Genomic DNA, 16,605 nt, shown 5'->3' with positions numbered 1-16,605 from the left:
CTTCTCCTAGGGGTGCGGTGACGGCCCGGGTCCTCCAGGCCGTCACCAATGCGTTGCAGGGGTGGCTATTTGTCGGCCGGTGTTCCGGCTGTTTTCCGGCGCCCGAGGATCATGAGTGCGATCACGATTAGTGCGGCGACGCCGTTGGTGGCGACCATGACCGTGATCGACACAGCAGAACTTCCGGTCGCGTCCTGGATCCACCCGAAGGCCAAGGGACTGAAGAAACCGGCGGCGTTGCCAAGGGAATTGATGAGCGCGATGCCGCTGGCGGCTCCGACGCCGGCCAGGAAGGACGTCGGGAGATTCCAGAAGAGAGGTTTCGATGTCTGGATCGCCATGGTGGCGACGATGACAGCGAGGAAAGCGAGAGCTGGTGCCGGGCCCAGCAGGAGGGCAGTGGCCGCGAAGGCGAGTGTCGAGATCGCCAAGGCGATGATGAGGGGCGGCGACGGGCGGCGGGTTGAGACCGTCTTTCCCACGACGTACATGCAGATCGCCGCGGCCAGGAAGGGGATGGCGCTCAGCCAGCCGATGGTCGTTGCATCGAAGCCCGGTCCGACACCCTTGATCACCGACGGGAGCCAGTAGATGAGCGGGTAAGAGCCGCACTGCAGCAGGAAGTAAACGGCGGCGAGGACCAGGACTTTCTTGTTTTTGAGTGCAGCCCAATGCCCCTTAGGGGCAGTCTGGCTGCGGGTGGCGTCCTCAACCGCAATCGTTGATGCTATCCACGTCCGCTGCCGATCAGTCAGCCATTTGGCCTTCGCCGGCGAATCCGAGAGCGTGAAGAGGAAGACGATGCCGAGCACGAAAGCCGGTATACCTCCCACGAGGAAGATCCAGCGCCACGCGTCCAGTCCGAGGAGACCGCCGAAGGTATCGAGGATCCAGCCGTTCAGGGGTCCACCGACCAACCCGGCGAGCGGGATGGCCATCATAACGGTGGCCACCACTTTGGCGCGTTCACGGTTGGGGTACCAGTAGGTCAGGTACAGGATGATGCCTGGGAAGAAACCCGCCTCCGCGACGCCGAGCAGGAAGCGCAAAACGATTACGGACTCCGTGTTCCAGGCTGCCGCCATCAGGGCACCCACAATGCCCCAGGAGATCATGATGCGGGCCAGCCATTTACGGGCACCGAAACGCACCATAAAGATGTTGCTGGGTACCTCAGCGAGGATATAACCAAGAAAGAAGATGCCAGCGGCCAAACCGTAGGTGGCGGCATCCATGTTGAAGTCATCTTCGAAGCCGAACTTGGCGAACGAGATGTTCACCCGGTCGATATAGCTGATGAAATAGCCAATGATCAGCAGCGGGACGAGCCGCCACGTCACCTTCCTCATCGTGTGCTTCTTCTCTGCCTCGGTCAAATCGCTGGTTTCCAACGGAACCGGCTGGGCGGGGTTGCCAGCTTGCTGCATATTCCCTCTTTTTCATTCGGCCGCCGAAGCGGTCACTTCATTGTGATCCAGGCAACTGTAACATGCTACATGTGACACGCGAAGACTTAGCGTGGTGAAGTAGAAAGCGACGTCACTCTCGCCAGCTTCAGAGCGGACTCATCCGCTGGGATAGGGTGAATTCCATGGCACGACATGATCTTTCGTTCGAACCCTTGGGGGAACCCGAGACCTCACTGACCGGCAAGGTCATGAACAGAGTGCGAGCCGCGGTAATGTCCGGAGAGATGAAGCCAGGCGAATTGTATTCGGTATACCAACTGGCGGAGACCTTCGACATCTCCCGCTCCCCGGTCCGTGACGCGATGCTGCGCCTGGAGGAGGCCGGCCTGGTTCGGTTCGAACGCAATAAAGGGTTTCGGATCGTTCAGCCCCGTCCGGAAGACGTCGCAGAAATATTCGCCGTCCGACTGGCACTGGAGGTCCCCTCCGCACGCCGCGCAGCCCTGAACGCGTCAGAACAACTCCTCCTGGCGCTCCGTCAGGAAATGACACAGATGCTTGACGCCACGACCGCGGACGACGAGACGCGGTTCTTCCAGCACGATCAGCGCTTCCACGACCTCATCATCCAAGCCTCCGGAAACCACAGAATCCGGGAGATAATCAACCGGCTGCGAGCGTCAACGCGGATACTTGGCGCCTCAACAGCAGGCGTTGACCGCACCCTCGTGGACATTGCACATGAGCACGATCCAGTCTTCGATGCCATCACGCGTGGCGACGGAGAGGCGGCAGCGGCCGCTATGCATGCCCACCTCTCGCATACCGGACGGCTCCTCGTGCAGCAGAACGTCAAGAAGCTGGGCCTTGACCTCGACGGTGACGAAGTGTGGGAACGCATCACCGCGGCTTACTAAGCCTTGCTTTGGGACAACTTCGCGCGATGGTCGAAGTATGCCAAGACCACGAAGTCTGGATGCGGCGGGAGGGCAGCATTGACGCGCTACTGCGCAGCTGCGAAGTCGGCGTGGATTTCTAATCCCTGCCCTCCAGGATTGTCTTGGGTAGCGGGCAGCCTCGGGCTGGTGACTGTGAGCAGGAGGGTGAGGCTTTGTGCTGCGGAGACTACGGCGCGTGTGAGTTCCGTGGGTGGGGTTCCGGCTACCCGGTGGTTGGGGACCGTGACTGCTACTGACCCTCGAACGAAGCCGTTGACAAAGAAGGGCGCTGCGATGCCGTGGGCGTCCGGGACTCTTTCGCTGTCGCTGGCTGCCCACCCTTGAGATCGAATCAGTCCCAACTCTTGCGCGGAAACTCGCTCGTTATCGCTGATCCGTGCGCTGACGTGCTCGGGTAAGTAAGCGAGGATCGCCTTGCCCGCAGCGCCAGCGTTCAACGGGATCTCCTCGCCTTCCGCGAGGACGTACCGGACATTCCGAGCACCGGCCATCGTTCGTCCGATATGGACAACTTTGGTGTTCATATCGTAGAGGGCCAGGGTGGTGGTCTCGCCGGTCTGCTCGCTGAGCGCCCGCAGGTCCTCGTCCACGAGCTCTGAAAGACCATGGTCTGAACCTAGCGAGGCAGACCAGCGCAGCAGCGTTGGACCCGCCGTCCAGGTCTCGCTGTCGAGCTTGATCATGAGGCCAACATCGCGGGCGGATTCAGCAAGCCGCCGGGTAGCCACTGACCGTGTCCCCCACAGCGCTGAGAGGTCCTGGAGCGTCAGCTCGGCCAGCGGCTCCGAGCAGAAGGCGGTGATAAGGGCAGCGATCCGACGGATGAGTGTGGAGGATTCGGCTTCAAAATGGTGTGCCCCCGTGGAGGAGGGGTCGTTCCGGCCAGTGAGCAGGGATTCGAGTTCCCGGGCGGCGCCGCTTAGCATTTCTACACTAGGACCTATGTCTGTTTCCTTGAATTCGTTGCGGGGCCGGGATAGTGACAGGGAGCCGAATAGCCGGTCGTTGACGGTGAACGGGACGCCGATGCCGGCGGCGTCGGGAATGTGCTGGCCGATGCTGACGACGGCGCCGATGGTGGCGTAGCTTTGCAGGGCATTCTCGATGCGGGCCTTGCTGTCGATGGAGGCTTCGGTGTACTTCTTCAGTTCCTCCGGCAGGCCGGAGGTTCCGCGGCGGGTGAGGATGGCGAGGCCGAGCGCGCCGGCGTGGGTGGGCTGGTTTGTCCCTGGCGGGAGTGTGTACCTGACGGGCGCATCAGGTTCCAGGGATGCCAGGACGAAGCACTGCTCCGGCTTGCCGGTTTCGACGGCCATCAGGGCTGTGGCCCCGGACGCCTGACTCAAGCGCGCCAGGATTTTCGCACCCTCAAAAAAGAGAGGATGCCCTTCCTGAAGCGAAGCGGACAGGACCTTCAGCCGTGGTCCGACGATGTAGGCGCCGCCGGCATCCCTGGACACCAGCCGATCTTCAACGAGCCGGCCCAGTATCCGGTTGACGGTGCTCCTGCTGGCGCCCAGTTCCTCGCCCAGCTCGCGGACGCCCCAGCCGTAACCGGCGCGGCCGATAACAGCCTCAATGACGGCCACGACCTCTTTTGAGCCGTCCCGTGGCACCGACCGGTCCTGTTGCTCCATATCTGCAGTATCCCACGGCATCCTCCAACCCCCTTTGCGCCTGTCCGGCGACGACCCACCTTGACAGTGGCGTGGAGCACAGGCATTCTTTAATCATCACCGATTGAGACAGTGTCCCATTTTTCTAACATATAAGACAGTGAGGTCTTTGATGACTACCCCAACCGTTGCCGCCCGATCTTGAGAGGCGGGCGAAGGCCAAGAAAGCTACGGGCGTGGCTGCCTTCGGAACGTTCATTGAGTACTACGACTTCAGCGTTTACGGCTACGTCGCCGCCACACTTGCCACGGTGTTCTTCCCGGGCAAAGACCCGTTGATGTCACTGCTGGACACCCTGCTGGTGTTCGGCTCAGCCTTCGTGGTCCGGCCGCTGGGTGCGGTCTTCTTCGGCCGGCTGGGCGACCGCCGGGGCCGGCGGGCCAGCCTGATCGCGAGCATTACCTGCATGGGCGCGGCCGCGACACTGACCGGCCTGCTCCCCGGTTTCGCGCAGATCGGTGTTCTGGCGCCGATCCTGCTGGTGCTGCTGCGGATGCTGCAGGGCTTCTCCACCGGTGGTGAGATCGGCGGTGCCGCCGCCTACATCCGCGAGTGGGCCGAGCCGAAGCAGCGTTCGCTGTACGTCTCGATGATCCCCTCCATCGCCCAACTCGGTAAGGGTCTCGCTGCCGGCCTGGCCGCCCTCGCCGCCGTAGCAATGCCTGCCGCTGTCATGACCGAGTGGGGTTGGCGGATCCCTTTCCTGCTCGCGCTTCCCTTGGGCATCCTGTGCCTGATCCTGCGCCTCAAGGTTGAGGACAGCCCCGAATTCACGGCCATCAAGACCAAGGACAGCACCTCCGAAAAGCCCTTCCGGGAAGTCCTGAGCAAATACCCGAAGGCCCTTGCCAAGGTCACCACCATTTCGCTGGTCCAGAACCTCGGGACCTACATCGGCACCGTGTTCGTCGCCGTGTACTTCAGCGAAGTACTGGGCTTCAAAAAGAGCGAAGCGGCCACCATTGTCCTGCTGGCAGTACTGTTTGCCGCGTTTCTCATCCCGTTCGCCGGCCAGCTCGGTGACCGGATCGGCACCCGGAAGGTCCTGCTCTGGTCCTACGCCGCCTACGTCATCATCTCCATCCCATCCTTCGCGCTGATGAACCAGCACTCCTTCGCCCTGGCGCTGCTCGGACTCGGCCTGGGCATCATCCCCTACGCCCTGTGCCAGGCCGGAACCTACGGCTCCATGCTCGAGTTCTACCCCACCCGCATCCGCCACACCGGCGTCGCGTTCGGCCACAGCGTCGGAGCCGTCATCGGCGGCGGGGCCGGCCCGTACTTCGCGACCTGGCTCATCGATCTGAGCGGCAACACCTTCATTCCTGCCTTTGTCCTGGTAGGCGCAGGACTGGTCGGCCTCCTCGTCGTAGGCCTCACCGTCAAGAAGAACTACGACCCTTCCCTCCACCTCTACCGTTAGGCCCGCACCGTGACCGAGATCTACATCTCCGACGTCATCCACGAGGACGTCCTCGCCGACGTCCGCCACAATGCGACCGTGCACGTCGGCTACGGCCTCAACAAAGTCAGCTACCTCGACGTCAGCGAGAACGTTGACGCAGTCATCCTGCGTGCAGAAACCTTTACCCGCGAGATGATCGAAGCCTCACCACGACTGAAGATCATCGCCCGGCACGGGGTCGGCACCGACAACGTCGACATCCGGGCGGCATCGGAGAACGGCATCTGGGTGACCAGCACCCCGGGCTCGAACAGCAACGCCGTCGCCGAGCACGTCTTCGCCCTCCTGCTCTCCCTGACCCGCCACATCGTGCCGGCCGCTAACCGCGTCCTGGCCGGAACCTGGGCCGAAGGCCGCGGGGACCTCGTCGGGTTTGAACTCTCCGGCCGCACGCTCGGGATCGTGGGCTTCGGAGCCATCGGCAAACGCGTCGCCGCCATTGCCCGGGGCTTCGGGATGCGGGTGCTCGCCTCCGACCCGATCGCTAAGGCAGCCGAAGTGGGCGCCGCGGGTGCGGACCTGGTTGAACTGGACACCCTGTACGGCGGGGCGGACATCATCACCCTGCACGCCCCATTGCTGCCCGGCACCCGCCACATGATCTCCATCCGCGAGTTGGCCCTGATGAAACCCACCGCACTGGTTATCAACACCTCCCGCGGTGGCCTGATCGATGAGGCCGCACTGGTCACGGCCCTGACCGACGGCGCTCTAGCGGGCGCGGCCCTGGATGTCCTCGAAGCCGAAAGCATCGACATGAAGGACCCGCTCTCCCACAACAGGGTGCCCCTGCACGAAGTACCCAACCTGCTCGTCACCCCCCATATCGCAGGCCAGACCCAGGAAGCATTCCAGGAGGCAGGCACCCGTTCCTGGTCAGAAGTACGCGCCGTCCTGGCAGGGGCGGCCCCTGCCTTCCCCGTCAACACCAGCGACCTGCGCAAAGTCCCCGCCTGATCCGGCACACCAAACTCCAAGGAACCACACGTGTACATCAACGCCCCTGCAGAGAACATCACCGTCTACCCCGAATGGCCCCGCCCGTCTCAGGATCTGGTCCGATCCCTGGCCGCCTACGCCCCGGCGCTGATCGGTGACGTGCGCAAACGCCTGGACATGATGTCCGCCGACATCCGATGCCTGACCCCCGGAGCCCGACTGGCGGGGACCGCCCTGCCCATCCAGATCTGGGAGGGTGACAACCTCGCCATCCACCGCGGACTCGACGAAGCCAAACCCGGCGACGTGCTTGTCATCTCCGGCAACGGCGTCACCAACCGGTCCGTCTTCGGCGGCATCCTCGCCGAAATCTGCCTCAGCAATGGCGTCACCGGAGTCATCGTTGACGGCGCCGTCCGCGACATCGAAGAAATGAACGAAATGGGCCTCGCCGTGTTCGCCCGCGCCGTAGTTCCCGCCGGGCCTTCCAAGAACGGCCCGGGTTACGTCGGGAAGCCGGTCGCATGCGGCAATGTCGTCTGCAACCCGGGCGACGTCGTCATCGGCGACGCAGACGGAATCGTCGTCATCCCCCAGTCCGAACTCAACGAAACCCTTCAGGCGCTGCCCGGTCAGGAAGAGGTCGAACGACAGATCCGATCCCGGATTAAGGAAGCAGCTTCGCACTAGCCCAACCGACAAACCACACTAGAGGGAGAGGCTGCGGCAGCACCATGGCCGCAGCCTCTCCCTATATCCGCCCAGGAGAAACAGATGCCGCCAAGCACCACGTCAGCACACACGCACGGGCAATGGGACCTTCTGCTCAACACAAGGGTGGAAATCCGCCAATACGGTCAGATGATCAGAACCGGGATCGTGGAAGAAGTCATGCCTGACTCATCCGCGCTCTGGCTGGCAGCCGATGGCGCCAATCCCCGTCAAATGTTCGAGAAATGCCAGGACCATGAAGTCTGGGTCACCCCGCAGGAGCTCACCGGTGACATGCACTTCCGCATGACGGCGAGGCACATCTTCGAAGCCCCCGCAGTAAAATCCCGAACGGCATGCTAAATCCTCGGTCAATGCAGGCCGGGGCGGCCGATCAACCAGTCCGCAGCGTCGCGTCCCTAGTGAGCTGCGCCCAGTTCAATGAGTAGGGCCCGGAAATGATGAGGCCCAACCCGGCGATCGTGACCGGGGTAAGGTGTTCCTTGGAGAAGATACGGCCGGCTCGCGATTGCCGTCAAAGTGACGCCTGCCGCAGCCCACGTGCCATAGGCAACCCAGGTTCAGGCCTCAATCCAGGGTCAGGCTTAGAAGCGTGAACGCGAGCCGGTACCGGATGCCGACATCGACCTACCAGAGACGTTTTCCCTGAGAGGCCAGACGCAGGCCAGGGTAGCGCTCACCTCGGGAAGGATTGCCGCCGTCAGTAGCAGCCACATCATGACCCAACCTCCTCTTTGGGTGGTTGGTGCGAACCGGGTTCAACACAGAGCACGCCCCCGATGACCAGCGCGCCCCCGTCAGCATCATCGGCCTTAATAATTCGCCGAAGAGGAGTGCTGCGAGCAGCACGGTGAGAATCACGCCCAGCGTAGCCCAGATACCATAGACAAGCATCCCCTAGTCAGGGCATCTGGGGCGAGGCGCTTGTCACAGGACTCCCGCGCTGACATGACGTCTTCAATGTATTTCTCTGCCCAACGGCCCAGCGCCGTCAGCGGCCCGCGCAGCGTGCAGCCGAGGGTGGTCAACTCGTACTCCAGGCGGGGAGGCATTTCGTCATACGCGGTCCGGTCCACGCTCCCGTCCCGTTCCAAGTCCGGCAGGGTATCGGCCAGGACCTTTCCGCTGATACCGTCCACGGCCTCCCGCAGCTCACCGAACCTCAACGGACCCCCACTGAGAGCGATGAACAGCCGCTTTGCTTAGGCGTGCCGAGCGGCGGGGCCGCGACACCCATCCCACAACTTTCGCTGCTCATAGTAGAAAACAGCGGTGGGAGACCAACGCAGAATCTCACCTGCTTGTCGAGCAACGTCTACAGCATACACACGGCTAGAGGCCCGTAAAGCGCCTCTAGCCTGGGGGAAAACGTCATCTCATGAGCTTTTTGGACATGCACCAGCATGGCCAGGCCAAAAAGCGGCAACGTGCCCATCCGACTTCGCACTAGGACCACGGGCAGCTCCATCTGAAAGGTGTTGCAAGCAGGCACAGGACCTTCAGGCACGGGGCGGCCCCCTCCCGGTTGACATGTGGACCAACAACAACGCGAAGTCACGCTTAGCAGATGACGTAACCCAGGTGCCCCAGCACACCGGACGAAACGTCCATTACCGGCTCTTTGAAATGCCAGGGCCGGAGCTCGGCAAGGCGTTTCCTGCCTACGTTTTGTCGCTCTCCGGGTCGACCCATTCCCTCGGGGCCAGGAGGTGCCTCCGCGGGAGGGCCTGTGGTTTTGCCGCAATGAGCTTGTCGTAGGTGTTGGCAGCGACCAGCCGGTGAGGTCCGCCGGGACTATGCCCGAGGTAGCTTCTCCAGCCTCAACTGAATTTCGTCTGCCTGCGAGGCCGGGACAGTGGGATCGCCCGTGTCGCCATGCGGACGCTCACAAGGGGCTGTTCTTCACATAGCGTGGTGGCAGGGGTTGCAGCTGCGACCGGACTGCAAGGCGAAGGACGAACATGGATTACGTAAAGCTCGGCAACACGGGCATGGACATCTCGCCGCTGGCACTGGGATGTATGACGTATGGGGATCCCGCGCGGGGTCCCCATCCGTGGACGCTGCCTGAAAGCGAGAGCCGGCCGCTGATCCGCCAAGCTGTGGATGCTGGCATCAATTTCTTCGACACCGCGAACGTTTACTCCAACGGCTCCAGCGAGGAGATCGTAGGCAGAGCGCTGGCCGAGTTCGCCCGTCGCGAGGAAATCGTGATTGCCACAAAGGTCCACGGCGTGATGCGACCCGGCCCGAACGGAAGGGGCCTCTCGCGCAAGGCCATTTTCGCGGAGCTCGACGCCAGCCTGACCCGGTTGGGGACGGACTACGTGGATCTGTACCAGATTCACCGTTGGGATCCCGCCACGCCTATCGAGGAAACGCTTGAAGCCCTGCATGACGTCGTCAAGGCCGGCAAAGTCCGCTACATCGGGGCCTCCTCGATGGCCGCTTGGCAATTCAGCAAGGCCCTTCATCTGCAGCAGATCAATGGTTGGGTCCGGTTCGTGACGATGCAGGACCACTACAACCTCGTATACCGGGAGGAGGAACGCGAAATGTTTCCCCTCTGCGCCGACCAAAAGGTCGGGGTCCTGCCCTGGAGTCCGCTGGCCCGGGGCAAACTGACCCGGGACTGGGACGAGAAAACCAATCGTTCGGAGAAGGACGAGTTCGGTAAGACGCTCTACAGTGCCGAGAGCGGTGACCGGGCGGTCGCCGACGCCGTGCGCGTTATCGCCGAACGCCGAGGGGTGTCGCGCGCCCAAGTGGCCCTGGCTTGGGTTCGCTCCAACAGCGTGGTCAGCGCGCCTATCGTCGGTGCGAGCAAGCCACAACATCTCCACGACGCTGTGAGCTCTCTCGAGCTACCGCTCACCCCGGAGGAAAAGTCAGAACTTGAAAATCCTTACGTGCCGCACGAAATCGCGGGATATTGAGCCCCCGGTAAACGAACCGGCCTCGGCTCGGCATTCCCACGAATGCCTAGCCTTGGTTGCTTTTATCCACCAAGGTCAGAAGGAAGCTGTGGGAACTACGCGAACAGTGCGCGGCTAATCGACCAGCCCTTCTACGGCAAGCTGCCCGGCGGGAGCAACCTATTCAGGCTGGCGCAGGGCTGGTCCGGTAGATTCCGGCGTAGTCCACGGCGCCGTCGCATGCCTCCATCGAGAGCTTAAATGCGCCGGAGAAGGTAATACATGGCCGCGGCGCGCTGAGACATAGCCTCTGGTAATTGGTCGCGCATCTATCGATCCGCATCGTACCGAGCGATGAAGGCCGCCCAATTCTGCGCGTCCTCTGGTGCCTGGCCGTCGGACCGGGAGTGTTCACTGAGGAGGCACCAGGAAGGCTCAACAGTTTGCTCCTACGGCCGCACGGGCGCTGGGAATGGGTCTATACGAGAGAATAACCTTATCGCGCACTCGAACAGTCGGATGACTCCTTTTCCAGCGAGGGCCTGGGTGAGGCGGACGGAATCGCCGCTGGTCTGGCAGACGTGGGCGTGGTGCAGCAGCCGGTCAACGGTGGCGGTAGCCAGGGTTTTGGGCATGAGCTCGTCGAAGCCGGCGGGGTGGAGGTTGGAGCTGATCGCGACGAAGCGTTTTTCGTAGGCTGCGTCCACGACCCTGTAGAGGCCTTCAGTGGCGTCGGTGGCCACCGACAGCAAGCCGATGCCATCAACCACCACCACCTCGGCGCGGAGAATCTTGGCGACGGCGCGAGTGACGCTGCCATCGGTGTGGTGCGCGCGGATGAGGGCTTGACGCTTGGCTCAACCGGCCCTACTCTATAACAAGGTAATTATATAATGGTAAGGTTATGATCTTGATGGTTGATGAATTGAGTGCAGTGTTCGGAGCGCTGGCAGATCCGACCCGGAGGGCAATTCTGCAGCGACTCGCGGACGGCGACGCGCAGGTTTCCGACCTCGCGGCGCCGTTCAGGATCAGCCAACCGGCTATTTCGAGGCATTTAAAGGTATTGGAGAACGCCGGCCTGATCTCTCGGAACCGGGTGGCGACTGCCCGGTTCAGTCATCTGGAGCCCGACCGGCTTAGGGAAGCGAGCGAATACATGGAGCGGTACAAGGAGTTTTGGGGTGAGTCCTTCGACAAACTCGACGGCGCGCTGGCCGCGTTTCAGCGCGACACCACGCCCAAGGGCCGGGGCCGAGATGTCTGAGAGGCGCCAGCAGGAAATCACAGAACACGATGTCTTCATCTCCCGCTCTTTCGCCGCACCTAGGGACACGGTCTGGCGATTCTGGACCGAACCCCAACTCCTCGCCTCCTGGTTCGGGCCCGAAGGAGTTCACGTACCGGTCGACAGCATCACGGTGGAGCTCGTGGAGCATGGCCGTTGGGAGTTGACCATGGTCGACAACGCCACCGGGGCCAGCCACCCCATCAGGGGACGCATCATCGCCTTTCAGGCACCGGAATTCCTTGAGATCCAACTGACCGCACTGACCTTGGCTGGACCCGTGGACGACGTCGTGCTGCGGCTACAGTTCCACGATCACGGCGATCGGACGCGCATGACCCTCCACCAAGGCCCGTTCACGGACGAGATCCGGGACATGACCCACGCCGGATGGATTTTGTCCTTCACCAAACTCGACACCCTCCTCGAAAGGCCCACAGCATGAAAACCAGCTCTGCCCAAACCCAGGTCACCCAGATCACCTCAGCGGACGGGACCCCCATCTCCGTCGAACACCTCGGCACCGGCCCCTCCCTGGTACTGGTCGACGGCGCCTTCTGCGGCCGGTCCTTCGGCCCGGCACGGTCACTGGCCACAACGCTTGCCGACTCCTTCACCGTGTATTTCTACGACCGTCGCGGCCGCGGCGACAGCGGTGATACCCGGCCCTACTCCGTGGAACGTGAAATCGAAGACCTCGCCGCCGTCATCACCCATGCGGGCGAAGACCCCTTTGTCTACGGAATCTCCTCCGGCGCCGCCCTCGCCCTCGAAGCAGCAGCGGCGGGTATCCCGATGCGCAAGCTCGCCACCTATGAAGCCCCCTATACAGGAGTCGGGGACGCCGACGGAACGCCCATCGACCACGCCGGGCACCTGAACTCACTGCTCGCCCAAAACAAACGCGGCGCGATGGTCTCCTACTTCCTGGTCAAAATGATCGGCGTCCCGGCCTTTGTGCCCATCATGCTGCGCCTCATGCCAAAGATCTGGAAGAGCCAAAAGGACGCCGCCAACACACTCCCCTACGAGATCGCCGTTCTCAACAACTTCACCGCACCCACCGACCGACTCGCCAAAATCACGGTCCCGACCCTTGTCATGGTCGGTGGAAAAGCCGCCCCAGCCATGACCTCAGCCCAAACAACAACAGCCGCCGCCATCCCCCAAGCCCTGCACCGCACCCTTGAGGGCCAAACACACCAAGTCTCAGATGCAGCAATGGCAGCAGAACTCCGCGGCTTCTTCACCGATTGACCAGAACAGACCATGCCCAAAATCAGCTATCCAGTCGAACGTCAGAGATCCCAGCGAACCCGGTCCCCTTCCCCGGCCACGCGGTTATTGCTGGCCTGTGGCATCGCCGCCGGTCCCCTATACCTTCTGGTCAGCTATAGATTTCTTTGCCGGTCAACGTACGCTGCACTGGACCGCTCGAAAATGCATCCGTGCGGAATTGGCGAGTGATTTCCAGCGCCTCTTGAGTCAGGGCCTCTGCGACCAACGCCTGTTGCTTCGGTGGACTCAGGACGTCGTTGTAGCTGAAAAGGACCAGCTCGTCCCGGCCCCGTTGCTTGGCGCGGAAACCCTTCGAGGTGTATCCGAGGTCTTTATTCGAGGCAACAACCCAGTACTCAATCCCTTCGCCGATTTTGTCGGCTGCCGCGAGATGTTCCCTGGCCAAGGCAGTGAGCAGATTAGACACGAAGGGATCAGTGACTTTTTCCCCGGCGTCAAGGTCCTGTACTGGGTGCCGCGGCCGCAGTTAAAACGAAGTCGGCTTAACAGCGATCGCGGAACGCAATACACGTCCCGGGAAATGAGTGTCTGGTGCACCGGCAACGGCGTCCGGCAGTCCATTGGGAGCGACCGGCGTGTGCTGGGACAATGCAGTGGCAGAATCGGCGTTCTCATCCCTAAAAAACGAGTTCTACCACCACAGCTTCACCACCCGCCAGGAAGCCCGGCGCGGAGTGATGAAGTACATCGAAGTGTTCTACAACCGCTGGCGACCCCACAGCAACAACGACGGCCTGCCGCCAGCCACCGCAATGGCAGCATTCCCGCCCACCGAACAACCGCTTCCCGCGGCTGCCTGACCAAAAAGAAACTACGCGACTGTCTCACATCCTTGACACACCTCAGGTGATTGACGAACTGCACAATGTGCTGGCCGGCCGGGCGGATGTCCGGCGCGAATTCCTGAACCTGCTGCGCTTCCTGGGAACGAGCTGCGGATCCCTCTGGTGGGGGTCGGGACCGTGAGGCCTATCTCGCGATCCGTTCCGATGACTAGCTCGAAAACCGGTTTGAGCCCATGACGCTGCCCTTGTAGGAGGCCGATGCAAACCTGTTGTCCCTGCTGGCCAGCTTCGCTTCCTCTTTCCCGCTGCGCACGCGATCGAATCTGCCGGCCGATGACATGGCCCGCTACCTCCTCACCCGCAGCGAGGGCACCATCGCTCCTGACCGAAGCCCCAGTAGCTCGAACACGGACTGGGCCAAAGTGAACTCAGCGACCCCGAGTTGGATCTGAACCCGCCGACGTTGGCCGCCGCAAGGCTTCCGGCAGTGCCCGGGAGGTCCTGGTCCTGCGCCTGGGATTGCTGCTGGCCCTCGTCGCACCGCCGTTCTTCGTAGTGCCACGGACCGTGACAACCTCGTCAAACTCTTTGTTGTCGCTATTTGTTTCCCTGCGGCCCTGATCGGCGGACATTTCCTGACGATCCGGGCGCGCGTTCCGGTGATGCCGAACATCCGCGGGCACTGGCTGAATGAGCTCCGCGAGGACGTCGTCAACGCGACACTCGTGGCCATCCTGCGAAACAAGGGGGACCTCGACGCCCGCACGGCAGCAGCCGGCCAGCGCGGCTGGGCCAGTATCCAGGCGGCGTCCAAGGCGGTGGCCGCCCTCCACAGCTAAGCAGGCTGGCAGAAGCGGAGCCCTGGACCGTCAGTTGATGATTTCGCCCCGCTCGTCGGCCAGGAGTGCTGCCAGGCGGTCTTTCCATGCATTCAGTTCCTCGGGCGTCAGGCGAGTCCAGTCGGTAACTTCGCCAATGACCCTGAGGGGTCCAGTGCTTCGATATGAGCGGGTGGGGTTTCCGGGGAACTTCTTGTCGGTCACGTTCGGGTCGTTCTCGAAGGCCCCCGTCGGCTCGACGGCGTAAACCCGCGGGGCGCCGTCACCGGCTGCGAGTTCTGCAGCGAGCCCCGCGCCGTTCGGAAGGGCGGTGAAATAGATGTGGTTCATCACGACTTCTGGACGGTAGTTCGACCGGAAGCCTGCGCTCAAGAGATCACCGGCCTTGAGATCGGCTTTCGTGCCGTGAAAGAACGGGCCCTCATCCATTGGTTGGTTCACATTTACAGCCTAAGCCGATGTCATCGCCTGACATCCCCGGATCCGGCAGATGAAGCAGGAAGCGGCCTCGCAGGACCGGGCGAGGCGACTCGTGGACCGGCCCTGACACTACCCATGCAACGTGAAGAAGGACTTCGGGTCGTCGGCGCCCAGCAGGTCGTGGTGGAAGGCGATGGCGTCCACTGGCCGGGTGTCCATGAACAGGATCGCGACCGTCCGGGAATGAACCACGATGTAGCGGGTGAGGTCTTCCACCCAGGAATGGATCCCGGTGAACTCCTCGACATTCAACCCGTCCCCGAGCAGGCCCCGCTGCTCGAGCAGGTCGTAGACAAGATTCCAGGCGAGATCCATCAGTTCGTGGATTGCCGCCTCAACAGTTGGAGCCGTCATAACTCCATAGTGCTCCCGGGCACTGACAGTCCTGCGGACGAGCGCGGGCGTGTCCCGCAGCCATCACAGAGAATGCGAGCGCCGCGCGACCACTGCACTCCCACACCCTCGACGGCCAGCCCTAAGCACATCTGCCGGGGGCCGTGCTCCTAGATCCAGTCCCGTTTCTTGAAGGCCACGTAGAGGATGACCGATCCGGCGACGATCAAGGACAGTGAGAGCCAAAGCCCTGAATCGCTCTGGAATCCGAAGAACGGTACGTTTTGTCCGAAGAAGCCCGTCACGGCCGTGGGGACGGCAATGATCGCGGCCCAGCTGGTGACCTTTTTCATGACCAGGTTCATCTGATTGCCCTGGATACTGATGTGGGTTTCCAGGATTGTCGTTACCAGGTCCCGAAGGGACTCGGTCCATTCCGTGGCCCGTAGCACGTGATCGTAGACGTCCTGGAGGAACGGCTGCATGACCGCGCTGCAGCCGACAAGGTCATCGCGGCGCAGCAGAGTGTTCAGAACCTCCCGCATGGGCAGGACGATGCGGCGGAGCTTTACAAGGCTCTTGCGCATCTCAAAGGTTTTCCGCTGCAAGTCGTGATACGGGGAGTGGTCATCGAAGAGGCCGTCTTCCAGGGCTTCGATATAGCCGTCGAGTTCCTGGACAGCGTCAAAGTGCCCGTCCACGATCAGGTCCAGCAGGCCCCAAAATAGGAACGGCACCCCATGGACGGTCAGGTCCGTTTCGGCATCCCAGTGCGCCTTCAGTTTGTCGGTGTCGAACTCGGGCCCGTGGACGGTCACCAGCGCGTTCCGGGTGACGAAGGCCGAGATCTCGGCAACGGCCAGTTCGCCGGTGCCGGGGACCAGATGGGCTTCGTAGGCGGACAGGAAGAGATGGTTCGGATAGCGGTCCAGCTTGGGTCGCTGGAAGTCATGGACAGCGTCCTCAACGGCGAGGCGGTGAAGCCCGTACACCGTCTCCACTCCCAGGAGGTCATCCGCGGTAGGGTCCGTGTAATCGATCCACAACACCACATCATCCTGGTGGGCCAAGACCTCGATCTCGTGGGCGCCAACATCTTCGCGCTCGAGCTTGCCTTCGCGGTACAGCCGTATGAAAACCATTCGCCATATAGTACTGCGGCTTCCTTCACCCCTCTCCCAGCTTCGGCAGTGTCCTGACCTTGCAGTACGGCGCATAGGGCCGCCCTCGGAATTGACCTCGCAGACCTCGGTCTCGCGCCTCGATGTGGTTGCCGAGCGTCAGCAGGACGCTCTATTTAGCGGCGTGGGGTGGCTTGTAAAAGTGAAACGTCCAACGTTAGAGCCATTTTTACCCGGAACCATCGGCTTGGAATAACAAGGAGCTCTGTTGGCCCTCGCCGCTCCTAAGGTGGCCGGCCCCCTGATGCGCCGCGCGGTGAGAGCTCCAAGGCCTGGCGCCTGGCAGCATCTCGTCGAAGGGGCT

General features: G+C 62.3%; 19 protein-coding genes and 1 pseudogene. 12 read left to right on the top strand and 8 right to left on the bottom strand.

Going from position 1 to position 16,605, the window contains the following annotated elements; genetic code table 11:
• Nucleotides 1–65: 65 nt before the first annotated feature.
• A complete protein-coding gene (locus tag AB4Y73_RS06995) occupies nucleotides 66–1,427 on the bottom strand; it encodes an MFS transporter (RefSeq protein ID WP_441870243.1) in 1,362 nt (453 codons plus the stop codon).
• A gap of 164 nt (nucleotides 1,428–1,591) precedes the next feature.
• Between AB4Y73_RS06995 and AB4Y73_RS06990 the strand changes: the two genes are divergently transcribed.
• Nucleotides 1,592–2,326: a GntR family transcriptional regulator gene (locus tag AB4Y73_RS06990; RefSeq protein ID WP_441870241.1), complete on the top strand. Its 735-nt coding sequence runs from the start codon at nucleotides 1,592–1,594 to the stop codon at nucleotides 2,324–2,326.
• Nucleotides 2,327–2,412: 86 nt separating this feature from the next.
• On the opposite strand, the gene AB4Y73_RS06985 is transcribed toward AB4Y73_RS06990, so the two are convergent.
• Nucleotides 2,413–4,005 carry an IclR family transcriptional regulator gene (locus tag AB4Y73_RS06985; RefSeq protein ID WP_441870239.1) on the bottom strand — a complete coding sequence of 531 codons (1,593 nt, stop codon included), beginning with the start codon at nucleotides 4,003–4,005 and terminating at the stop codon, nucleotides 2,413–2,415.
• A gap of 215 nt (nucleotides 4,006–4,220) precedes the next feature.
• Between AB4Y73_RS06985 and AB4Y73_RS06980 the strand changes: the two genes are divergently transcribed.
• The 4 genes from AB4Y73_RS06980 (at nucleotide 4,221) to AB4Y73_RS06965 (ending at nucleotide 7,523) form a co-directional block, all read left to right on the top strand.
• A complete protein-coding gene (locus AB4Y73_RS06980) occupies nucleotides 4,221–5,468 on the top strand; it encodes an MFS transporter (RefSeq protein ID WP_441870237.1) in 1,248 nt (415 codons plus the stop codon).
• A 9-nt stretch (nucleotides 5,469–5,477) separates the two neighbouring features.
• On the top strand, nucleotides 5,478–6,467 hold the full coding sequence (locus AB4Y73_RS06975; protein ID WP_441870235.1) for a hydroxyacid dehydrogenase: 990 nt from the start codon (nucleotides 5,478–5,480) through the stop codon (nucleotides 6,465–6,467).
• Between the two features lie 30 nt (nucleotides 6,468–6,497).
• A complete protein-coding gene (locus tag AB4Y73_RS06970; protein ID WP_441870233.1) occupies nucleotides 6,498–7,139 on the top strand; it encodes an RraA family protein in 642 nt (213 codons plus the stop codon).
• A gap of 201 nt (nucleotides 7,140–7,340) precedes the next feature.
• Nucleotides 7,341–7,523 (top strand): hypothetical protein, encoded by a 183-nt coding sequence (locus tag AB4Y73_RS06965; protein ID WP_441870231.1) that lies wholly within the window; start codon nucleotides 7,341–7,343, stop codon nucleotides 7,521–7,523.
• Between the two features lie 515 nt (nucleotides 7,524–8,038).
• Here AB4Y73_RS06965 and AB4Y73_RS06960 read toward each other — a convergent pair.
• Nucleotides 8,039–8,368, bottom strand: a complete 330-nt coding sequence (locus AB4Y73_RS06960; RefSeq protein ID WP_441870297.1) for a winged helix-turn-helix transcriptional regulator — start codon at nucleotides 8,366–8,368, stop codon at nucleotides 8,039–8,041.
• A gap of 774 nt (nucleotides 8,369–9,142) precedes the next feature.
• On the opposite strand from AB4Y73_RS06960, the gene AB4Y73_RS06955 reads away from it, so the two are divergent.
• Complete coding sequence (locus AB4Y73_RS06955) at nucleotides 9,143–10,117, top strand: aldo/keto reductase (RefSeq protein ID WP_441870229.1); 975 nt, start codon at nucleotides 9,143–9,145, stop codon at nucleotides 10,115–10,117.
• Nucleotides 10,118–10,545: 428 nt separating this feature from the next.
• Here the strand turns inward: AB4Y73_RS06955 and AB4Y73_RS06950 are convergent, their stop codons facing one another.
• Entirely contained in the window at nucleotides 10,546–10,935 is a 390-nt protein-coding gene (locus tag AB4Y73_RS06950; RefSeq protein WP_441870295.1) for an ATP-binding protein, read from the bottom strand.
• Between the two features lie 74 nt (nucleotides 10,936–11,009).
• Here AB4Y73_RS06950 and AB4Y73_RS06945 point away from each other — a divergent pair, with 74 nt between their 5' ends.
• The 3 genes from AB4Y73_RS06945 to AB4Y73_RS06935 are packed head-to-tail and all read left to right on the top strand — an operon-like array spanning nucleotide 11,010 to nucleotide 12,641.
• Nucleotides 11,010–11,363: an ArsR/SmtB family transcription factor gene (locus tag AB4Y73_RS06945; protein WP_441870293.1), complete on the top strand. Its 354-nt coding sequence runs from the start codon at nucleotides 11,010–11,012 to the stop codon at nucleotides 11,361–11,363.
• Entirely contained in the window at nucleotides 11,356–11,829 is a 474-nt protein-coding gene (locus AB4Y73_RS06940; protein WP_441870227.1) for an SRPBCC family protein, read from the top strand. Before AB4Y73_RS06945 ends, AB4Y73_RS06940 begins: the two co-directional genes overlap by 8 nt.
• Nucleotides 11,826–12,641 carry an alpha/beta fold hydrolase gene (locus AB4Y73_RS06935; RefSeq protein ID WP_441870225.1) on the top strand — a complete coding sequence of 272 codons (816 nt, stop codon included), beginning with the start codon at nucleotides 11,826–11,828 and terminating at the stop codon, nucleotides 12,639–12,641. The genes AB4Y73_RS06940 and AB4Y73_RS06935 overlap by 4 nt, the downstream gene beginning before the upstream one ends.
• A 130-nt stretch (nucleotides 12,642–12,771) precedes the next feature.
• Here AB4Y73_RS06935 and AB4Y73_RS06930 read toward each other — a convergent pair whose 3' ends face one another.
• Nucleotides 12,772–13,089, bottom strand: coding sequence for a hypothetical protein (locus AB4Y73_RS06930; RefSeq protein ID WP_441870299.1), 318 nt, complete (start codon nucleotides 13,087–13,089; stop codon nucleotides 12,772–12,774).
• Between the two features lie 78 nt (nucleotides 13,090–13,167).
• Between AB4Y73_RS06930 and AB4Y73_RS06925 the strand changes: the two are divergent.
• The 3 genes and pseudogenes from AB4Y73_RS06925 to AB4Y73_RS06915 all read left to right on the top strand — a co-directional run.
• A pseudogene (locus AB4Y73_RS06925) lies at nucleotides 13,168–13,483 on the top strand (integrase core domain-containing protein); the annotation flags it as partial.
• Nucleotides 13,484–13,529: 46 nt separating this feature from the next.
• Nucleotides 13,530–13,649: a TniB family NTP-binding protein gene (locus AB4Y73_RS06920; RefSeq protein WP_441870223.1), complete on the top strand. Its 120-nt coding sequence runs from the start codon at nucleotides 13,530–13,532 to the stop codon at nucleotides 13,647–13,649.
• A 481-nt stretch (nucleotides 13,650–14,130) separates the two neighbouring features.
• Nucleotides 14,131–14,307: a hypothetical protein gene (locus tag AB4Y73_RS06915; RefSeq protein WP_441870221.1), complete on the top strand. Its 177-nt coding sequence runs from the start codon at nucleotides 14,131–14,133 to the stop codon at nucleotides 14,305–14,307.
• Between the two features lie 30 nt (nucleotides 14,308–14,337).
• Here the strand turns inward: AB4Y73_RS06915 and arr are convergent, their stop codons facing one another.
• The 3 genes from arr to AB4Y73_RS06900 form a co-directional block, all read right to left on the bottom strand.
• Nucleotides 14,338–14,736 carry an NAD(+)--rifampin ADP-ribosyltransferase gene (arr, locus tag AB4Y73_RS06910; RefSeq protein WP_441870291.1) on the bottom strand — a complete coding sequence of 133 codons (399 nt, stop codon included), beginning with the start codon at nucleotides 14,734–14,736 and terminating at the stop codon, nucleotides 14,338–14,340.
• Nucleotides 14,737–14,856: 120 nt separating this feature from the next.
• Complete coding sequence (locus AB4Y73_RS06905; protein WP_441870219.1) at nucleotides 14,857–15,141, bottom strand: hypothetical protein; 285 nt, start codon at nucleotides 15,139–15,141, stop codon at nucleotides 14,857–14,859.
• A gap of 149 nt (nucleotides 15,142–15,290) precedes the next feature.
• Nucleotides 15,291–16,262, bottom strand: coding sequence for a magnesium transporter CorA family protein (locus AB4Y73_RS06900; RefSeq protein WP_441870217.1), 972 nt, complete (start codon nucleotides 16,260–16,262; stop codon nucleotides 15,291–15,293).
• Nucleotides 16,263–16,605 lie beyond the last annotated feature (343 nt).

This window comes from Pseudarthrobacter sp. TAF60_1, from assembly GCF_052113505.1.
Classification (GTDB): Bacteria; Actinomycetota; Actinomycetes; order Actinomycetales; family Micrococcaceae; genus Arthrobacter.
This window is presented reverse-complemented; position numbering and strand designations above follow the sequence as displayed.

What these genes read in the sequence shown, in the direction of transcription:
- AB4Y73_RS06990 (WP_441870241.1), top strand. Translation starts at nt 1,592, where the DNA reads ATGGCACGACATGATCTTTCGTTCGAACCCTTGGGGGAACCCGAGACC.
- AB4Y73_RS06940 (WP_441870227.1), top strand. Translation starts at nt 11,356, where the DNA reads ATGTCTGAGAGGCGCCAGCAGGAAATCACAGAACACGATGTCTTCATC.
- AB4Y73_RS06995 (WP_441870243.1), bottom strand. Translation starts at nt 1,427, where the DNA reads ATGCAGCAAGCTGGCAACCCCGCCCAGCCGGTTCCGTTGGAAACCAGC.
- AB4Y73_RS06965 (WP_441870231.1), top strand. Translation starts at nt 7,341, where the DNA reads ATGCCTGACTCATCCGCGCTCTGGCTGGCAGCCGATGGCGCCAATCCC.
- AB4Y73_RS06935 (WP_441870225.1), top strand. Translation starts at nt 11,826, where the DNA reads ATGAAAACCAGCTCTGCCCAAACCCAGGTCACCCAGATCACCTCAGCG.
- AB4Y73_RS06945 (WP_441870293.1), top strand. Translation starts at nt 11,010, where the DNA reads ATGGTTGATGAATTGAGTGCAGTGTTCGGAGCGCTGGCAGATCCGACC.
- AB4Y73_RS06905 (WP_441870219.1), bottom strand. Translation starts at nt 15,141, where the DNA reads ATGACGGCTCCAACTGTTGAGGCGGCAATCCACGAACTGATGGATCTC.
- arr (WP_441870291.1), bottom strand. Translation starts at nt 14,736, where the DNA reads ATGGATGAGGGCCCGTTCTTTCACGGCACGAAAGCCGATCTCAAGGCC.
- AB4Y73_RS06900 (WP_441870217.1), bottom strand. Translation starts at nt 16,262, where the DNA reads ATGGTTTTCATACGGCTGTACCGCGAAGGCAAGCTCGAGCGCGAAGAT.
- AB4Y73_RS06985 (WP_441870239.1), bottom strand. Translation starts at nt 4,005, where the DNA reads ATGGAGCAACAGGACCGGTCGGTGCCACGGGACGGCTCAAAAGAGGTC.
- AB4Y73_RS06955 (WP_441870229.1), top strand. Translation starts at nt 9,143, where the DNA reads ATGGATTACGTAAAGCTCGGCAACACGGGCATGGACATCTCGCCGCTG.
- AB4Y73_RS06915 (WP_441870221.1), top strand. Translation starts at nt 14,131, where the DNA reads ATGCCGAACATCCGCGGGCACTGGCTGAATGAGCTCCGCGAGGACGTC.